6 protein-coding genes are annotated in these 6,000 nt (G+C 65.1%); 4 read left to right on the forward strand and 2 right to left on the reverse strand.

Going from position 1 to position 6,000, the window contains the following annotated elements; all coding sequences use genetic code 11:
- Positions 1–175: 175 nt before the first annotated feature.
- Positions 176–1,900, forward strand: a complete 1,725-nt coding sequence (locus tag ACGTNG_RS17965) for an acetolactate synthase 3 large subunit (RefSeq protein WP_394797861.1) — start codon at positions 176–178, stop codon at positions 1,898–1,900.
- Positions 1,900–2,391 carry an acetolactate synthase small subunit gene (gene ilvN / locus ACGTNG_RS17970; RefSeq protein ID WP_089852090.1) on the forward strand — a complete coding sequence of 164 codons (492 nt, stop codon included), beginning with the start codon at positions 1,900–1,902 and terminating at the stop codon, positions 2,389–2,391. The genes ACGTNG_RS17965 and ilvN overlap by 1 nt, the downstream gene beginning before the upstream one ends.
- 124 nt (positions 2,392–2,515) lie before the next feature.
- Here the strand turns inward: ilvN and ilvY are convergent, their stop codons facing one another.
- Positions 2,516–3,406, reverse strand: a complete 891-nt coding sequence (ilvY, locus tag ACGTNG_RS17975; RefSeq protein ID WP_108446948.1) for an HTH-type transcriptional activator IlvY — start codon at positions 3,404–3,406, stop codon at positions 2,516–2,518.
- Positions 3,407–3,561: 155 nt separating this feature from the next.
- On the opposite strand from ilvY, the gene ilvC reads away from it, so the two are divergent.
- Both ilvC and pssA read left to right on the forward strand, forming a co-directional pair.
- Complete coding sequence (gene ilvC, locus ACGTNG_RS17980; RefSeq protein WP_394797867.1) at positions 3,562–4,614, forward strand: ketol-acid reductoisomerase; 1,053 nt, start codon at positions 3,562–3,564, stop codon at positions 4,612–4,614.
- 129 nt (positions 4,615–4,743) lie between these two features.
- Positions 4,744–5,580: a CDP-diacylglycerol--serine O-phosphatidyltransferase gene (pssA, locus tag ACGTNG_RS17985; protein WP_394797862.1), complete on the forward strand. Its 837-nt coding sequence runs from the start codon at positions 4,744–4,746 to the stop codon at positions 5,578–5,580.
- 126 nt (positions 5,581–5,706) lie between these two features.
- Here pssA and ACGTNG_RS17990 read toward each other — a convergent pair.
- Positions 5,707–6,000, reverse strand: a 294-nt coding sequence (locus tag ACGTNG_RS17990; RefSeq protein WP_394797863.1) for a hypothetical protein, incomplete at its 5' end; no start/stop codon positions are given.

Raw genomic sequence — 6,000 nt, forward strand, 5'->3', positions numbered from 1 at the left:
CAACGCCCCGACGCGGCAATCCGCCGTGATGAGAGTGCAGGCCCCAACAGGGCCCTTACTGCCAGGGTTTGGCATCAGGTGCCGGCATGGCCGGCAGCGGCATACCGCCGCACTCGACTTCGTGTCCCGACGGCGGACACGGATCGCACTCGAGACCTCCAGGGGAGATACATCTGTGGAACTGCTTTCCGGCGCAGACATGATTGCCCGCTTCCTCCAGGATGAGGGCGTCGAATATATCTATGGGTATCCCGGCGGGGCGGCGCTGCACATCTACGACGCGCTGTTTCGTCAGGACAAGGTCAAGCACATCCTGGTGCGCCACGAACAGGCCGCCACGCATGCCGCCGACGGCTACGCTCGAGCCTCCGGCAAGCCCGGCACGGTGCTGGTGACCTCCGGGCCCGGGGCGACCAATGCCGTCACCGGCATCGCCACCGCCTACATGGACTCGATTCCCATGGTGGTGTTGTGTGGCCAGGTGATGAGCCACCTGATCGGCGACGACGCCTTCCAGGAGACCGACATCGTCGGCGTGACACGCCCGATCGTGAAGCACAGCTTCTCGATCCGGCACCCGAGCGAGATTCCCGAAGTCCTCAAGAAGGCCTATTACCTGGCCGCGACCGGGCGCCCCGGTCCGGTGGTGGTGGACATTCCCAAGGACATGACCGCGCCCACCGAACGCTACGAGTACATCTACCCCAAGAAGGTCAAGATGCGCTCGTACAACCCGGTCACCCGCGGCCATACCGGCCAGATCAAGAAGGCCGTGGAGCTGATGCTCAAGGCCCGTCGCCCGGTCTTCTACACCGGCGGCGGCGTGGTCACCGGCAACGCCTGCGAGGGGCTGACCGATCTCGTGCGGCGGCTGGGCTATCCGATCACCACCACGCTGATGGGCATCGGCGCCTATCCGCAGAGCGATCGGCAGTGCCTGGGATGGCTGGGCATGCACGGCTCCTATGAGTCGAACATGGCCATGCACCATGCCGACCTGATCATCGCCATCGGCGCCCGCTTCGATGATCGCGTCACCAACAACACCTCCAAGTTCTGCCCCACCGCCAAGATCGTCCACGTCGACATCGATCCGAGCTCGGTCTCCAAGACGGTGCGTGCCGACGTGCCCATCGTCGGGCCGGCGGGTAGCGTGATCAACGAGATGATCAGCCTGATCCAGGGCCAGGAGATCGCTCATCCCGAGGCACTGGCCGACTGGTGGACGCAGATCGACGGCTGGCGCGAGGAGCGCCAGGGCCGGCTCTACGAGCCCTCCAAGCCCGACGAGCCGATCAAGCCTCAGGAGGTCATCGAGGCGGTCTGTCGGGCGACCCGCGGCGAGGCCTACGTGACCACCGACGTGGGCCAGCACCAGATGTTCGCGGCCCAGTACTACAAGTTCGACAAGCCCAACCGTTTCATCACCTCCGGCGGGCTCGGCACCATGGGCTTCGGCTTCCCGGCGGCCATGGGCATCAAGCACAACTTCCCCGAGGAGCAGGTGATCTGCGTGACCGGGGAGGGCAGCTTCCAGATGATGATGCAGGAGCTGTCGACCTGTAAGCAGTTCGGGGGCGGCGTGAAGATCGTCAACCTCAACAACGCCTCGCTGGGCATGGTGCGCCAGTGGCAGGACCTGAACTACAAGTCCCGCCATGCGCACTCCTACATGGAGTCGCTGCCCGACTTCCAGCAGTTGATCGAAGCATATGGCTTCACCGCGCTGCGGGTGGAGACACTGGCGGATCTCGAGCCGGCACTGGAAAGGACCTTTGCCGACAAGCACGAGCTGGTGTTCCTCGACGTTCTCGTCGACCCGCACGAGCACGTCTATCCGATGCAGGTGCCCCTGGGCTCCATGCGTGACATGCTGCTTTCCAAGACGGAGCGGACCTGATGCGCCATATCATCTCGATTCTGATGGAAAACGAACCGGGCGCCCTGTCTCGCGTGGTGGGGCTGTTCTCGCAGCGCAACTTCAACATCGAAACGCTGAACGTGGCGCCCACCGAGGACCCCAGCCTGTCGCGGCTGACCGTGACCACCGTGGGGGACGACCGGGTGATCGAGCAGATCACCAAGCACCTCAACAAGCTGATCGACGTGGTCAAGCTGGTGGACCTGACCGAGGGCAACCATATCGAGCGCGAGCTGATGCTGGTCAAGGTCAAGGCCCTGGGCGCGGCCCGCGACGAGGTGAAGCGCACGGTGGACATCTTCCGCGCGCAGATCGTCGACGTGACGCCGAGCCTCTACACGGTGCAGATCACCGGCGATGCCGGAAAGCTGGACGCCTTCCTGCAGGCCATGGCGCCGGTGGGGCTGCTCGAGGTGGCGCGCACCGGGGTCTCGGGCATCGCCCGGGGCGACAAGGTGCTCTCCCTCTAGCGCCGAACGACCGCGAGGCGAGTGGCGAAAGCCGCCCGCCCCGACGCGCACAGCGCCGCCCCGAGGGGCGGCGCTGTTGCGTTCAGGGGCAGGCTACGGCTTTGTGTTCGGGGCAGGCCGCGGCTCAGAAGCGCTCCGCGACCTCGTTCCAGAGCGCGGCGATCAGCGGGCTCTTCAGTCGGCGCTCGAGCACGCAGAGGCCGACGTCGTAGTGGGGCAGCTCCGGCTTGACCGGCAGGATCCGCACCCGCTCCGCCAGGGGGCTCGTGTCGAGCACGATCCGCGGCACCACGCCGAGGCCGAAGCCCAGCCCCACCATGCTGACGATCGCCTCGTGACCCGCCACCTGGGCGTAGATGCGCGGGGCCACGCCCAGTGCCCGGAACCAGGTGTCGCTGTACTGGCGGGACAGCCCGGCCTCGGAGAGGATCATCGGCACTTCGCGCCACTGCTCGGCCGAGGGCGACTCGGGCGTGGTCGGGATCCAGTCGTGGGCGGCGTGGGGCGCGATGAACACCAGCGGCGAGCGGGTCAGCGACTTGAAGCCCAGGGCATCGGGAGACTGGCGCGGCCGCGGGGTGATCGCCATGTCCTCGTTGCCGGCCAGCACCCGCTGCAGCGACTGGGCCGGGTCGCCGGTGTGCAGCTTGAGCTCGATGCCCGGGTGGCGGGTGCGAAACTCGCTCAGAAGCTCATAGAGGAAGCTGTAGCTGGCGGTCACCGAGCAGTAGATGCTGATCTCGCCGGTCAGGGTGCGTGCCTCGCTCATCAGCGACTGGCGCAGGGCCTCCCACTCTTCCAGGGCCTCCCGGGCATAGGCCTGGAAGGTGCGACCCTGGCGGGTCAGCGCCACGTGGCGATTGTCGCGCTCGAAGAGGGCGACGCCGAGGCTCTCCTCGAGCTGGCGAATCGTTCTCGACAGGGTCGAGGGGCTGACGTGGCAGGCCTCGCTGGCGCGGCCGAAGTGCAGGGTCTCGGCCAGGGCGAGGAAGTGCTTGAGGGGGCGCATGTCCATGGCCAGCATTGTTGCACAAATCGGCATGTGACATTGCAAATATCGCGTTTTACGCAACGCGGACGCTGGCGTAAGGTGAGCCCATCGGCTGCATCGAATCCCAGTGCCGCGTCAGACGGCACGGGTGGCCATCAACGCTGAACGTTAACTCGAACATCGAACGACACCACTTTTTGCTTCAGGAGCACGTCATGCGCGTCTACTACGACAAGGATTGCGATCTCTCCCTCATCCAGGGCAAGCAGGTCGCCATCGTGGGCTATGGCTCACAGGGCCACGCCCACGCCAACAACCTCAAGGAGTCCGGCGTCGACGTCACCGTCGCCCTGCGCGCCGGCTCCTCCTCCGCCGCCAAGGCCGAGGCCGCCGGCCTCAAGGTCGCCTCCGTCGAGGACGCCAGCAAGAGCGCCGACGTGGTGATGATCCTGGCCCCGGACGAGAACCAGAAGGCGATCTACGAGAGCCAGATCGAGCCGAACCTGAAGCAGGGCGCCACCCTGGCCTTCGCCCACGGCTTCAACATCCACTACAACCAGATCGAACCGCGCAAGGATCTGGACGTGGTGATGATTGCACCCAAGGCCCCGGGCCACACCGTGCGTTCCGAGTTCGTGCGCGGCGGCGGCATTCCGGACCTGATCGCCATCCACCAGGACGCCTCCGGCAATGCCAAGGAGCTCTCGCTCTCCTATGCGGCGGCCATCGGCGGCGGGCGCAGCGGCATCATCGAGACCTCCTTCAAGGACGAGACCGAGACCGATCTGTTCGGCGAGCAGGCCGTGCTGTGCGGCGGCGCCGTGGAACTGGTCAAGGCCGGCTTCGAGACCCTGACCGAGGCGGGCTACGAGCCGGAGATGGCCTACTTCGAGTGCCTGCACGAGCTCAAGCTGATCGTCGACCTGATGTACGAGGGCGGCATCGCCAACATGAACTACTCCATCTCCAACAATGCGGAGTATGGCGAGTACGTGACCGGCACCGAGGTGATCAACGAGCAGTCCCGCGAGGCCATGCGCAACGCGCTCAAGCGCATCCAGACCGGCGAGTACGCCAAGATGTTCATCAACGAGGGCAACACCAACTATCCCTCGATGACCGCGCGTCGCCGCCTCAACGCCGAGCACCCGATCGAGCAGGTCGGCGAGAAGCTGCGCGGCATGATGCCGTGGATCGCCGCCAACCAGCTGGTCGACAAGTCGAAGAACTGATCACTGCGATCCGTCTCGACCGACACGAGGGCGCGGACATCCGCGCCCTCGTTGCGTTCTCCTCCCCCGTGAGTGTTTCGTCACGGTGTGTGTAGAATGGAATGACACCCAAGGCGATGGAAGAGACAGATGAGTCGGGATCCGCACAGCAGTGAGCATGAGCCAGGCCAGTCGGGCGAGGAGGACCTGGCGAGCACCTTCGTGCGTGAATCGGAGGTCATCGAGGAGGCCGAGGAGGGCGGCAAGAAGATTCGTCGCAAGGGCGTCTATCTGTTGCCCAACCTCTTTACCACCTCGGCGCTGTTCTCCGGCTTCTTCGCCATGGTGGCCGCCGTCAACGGCGACTTCACCACCGCGTCGATCGCCATCTTCATCGCCATGGTGCTGGATGGCCTGGACGGCCGGGTGGCCCGGCTGACCAATACCCAGAGCGACTTCGGTGCCGAGTACGACAGTCTCTCCGACATGCTCTCCTTCGGGGTGGCGCCGGGCCTGGTGGCCTTCATCTGGATCCTGCAGGATATCGGCAAGACTGGCTGGGTGGTCGCCTTCCTCTACGTGGCCTGCGCCGCCCTGCGCCTGGCGCGCTTCAACGTGCAGATCGGCAGCGTCGACAAGAAATGGTTCATCGGCCTGCCGAGCCCCTCGGCGGCGGCTCTGGTGGCGGCCAGCGTCTGGACCTTCCACAGCTTCGATGCCGATGCCTTCGGCTTCAAGCTGCTGATGCTCTTCGTGGTGGGCGCCGCCGGTGTGCTGATGGTCAGCAACATCCGCTACTACAGCTTCAAGGACGTGGATCTCAAGGGGCCGGTGCCCTTCGTCTTCCTGCTGGCCATCGTGCTGGGCTTCGTGGTGATCTCCATCGAGCCCTCGGTGATGCTGCTGCTGCTGTTCGGTGCCTACGTGGCCTCCGGGCCGGTGATGGCGCTGATGCGCAAACTGAAGCACTCGCCCTCCGCCGGCTGAGTCGTTAGACTCGCCCCGCCACGAACGCCCGCCTCGCGCGGGCGTTCGTGTCTCCGGAGGGCGAAAAAACTATCCACACCCGGTCGTCACGCCGAGCGCTCGAAGGCGTTGTGGATAAGCTTTCGGTCATCGCCTCGTCACGGCCGGGACACCCGCCGGACATTTTTCTTCCGCGAGGCCTTGCACGGTCCCCGGGAAATCCGTAAAGTACGCATCCGCTGCCGGCAACGGGCAAACGTTGCAGGCGGTGATGGTGGCAGAAGTGCTTGTTTCCATTTGGGTTTTTCGAAGATGCTTTGAAAATTCCCGCTTGACGAACTCGCCGCATTCGGTAGAATGCACGCCACTCGATCGGCACTCGCTTCGCTCTAGCGAAATGAGGTTTCGGTCACCCGCTTCGCTTCTTCGGGACGCCTCGCA

The sequence above is a fragment of the Halomonas sp. B23F22_3 genome, from assembly GCF_043496965.1.
Lineage (GTDB): Bacteria > Pseudomonadota > Gammaproteobacteria > Pseudomonadales > Halomonadaceae > Halomonas.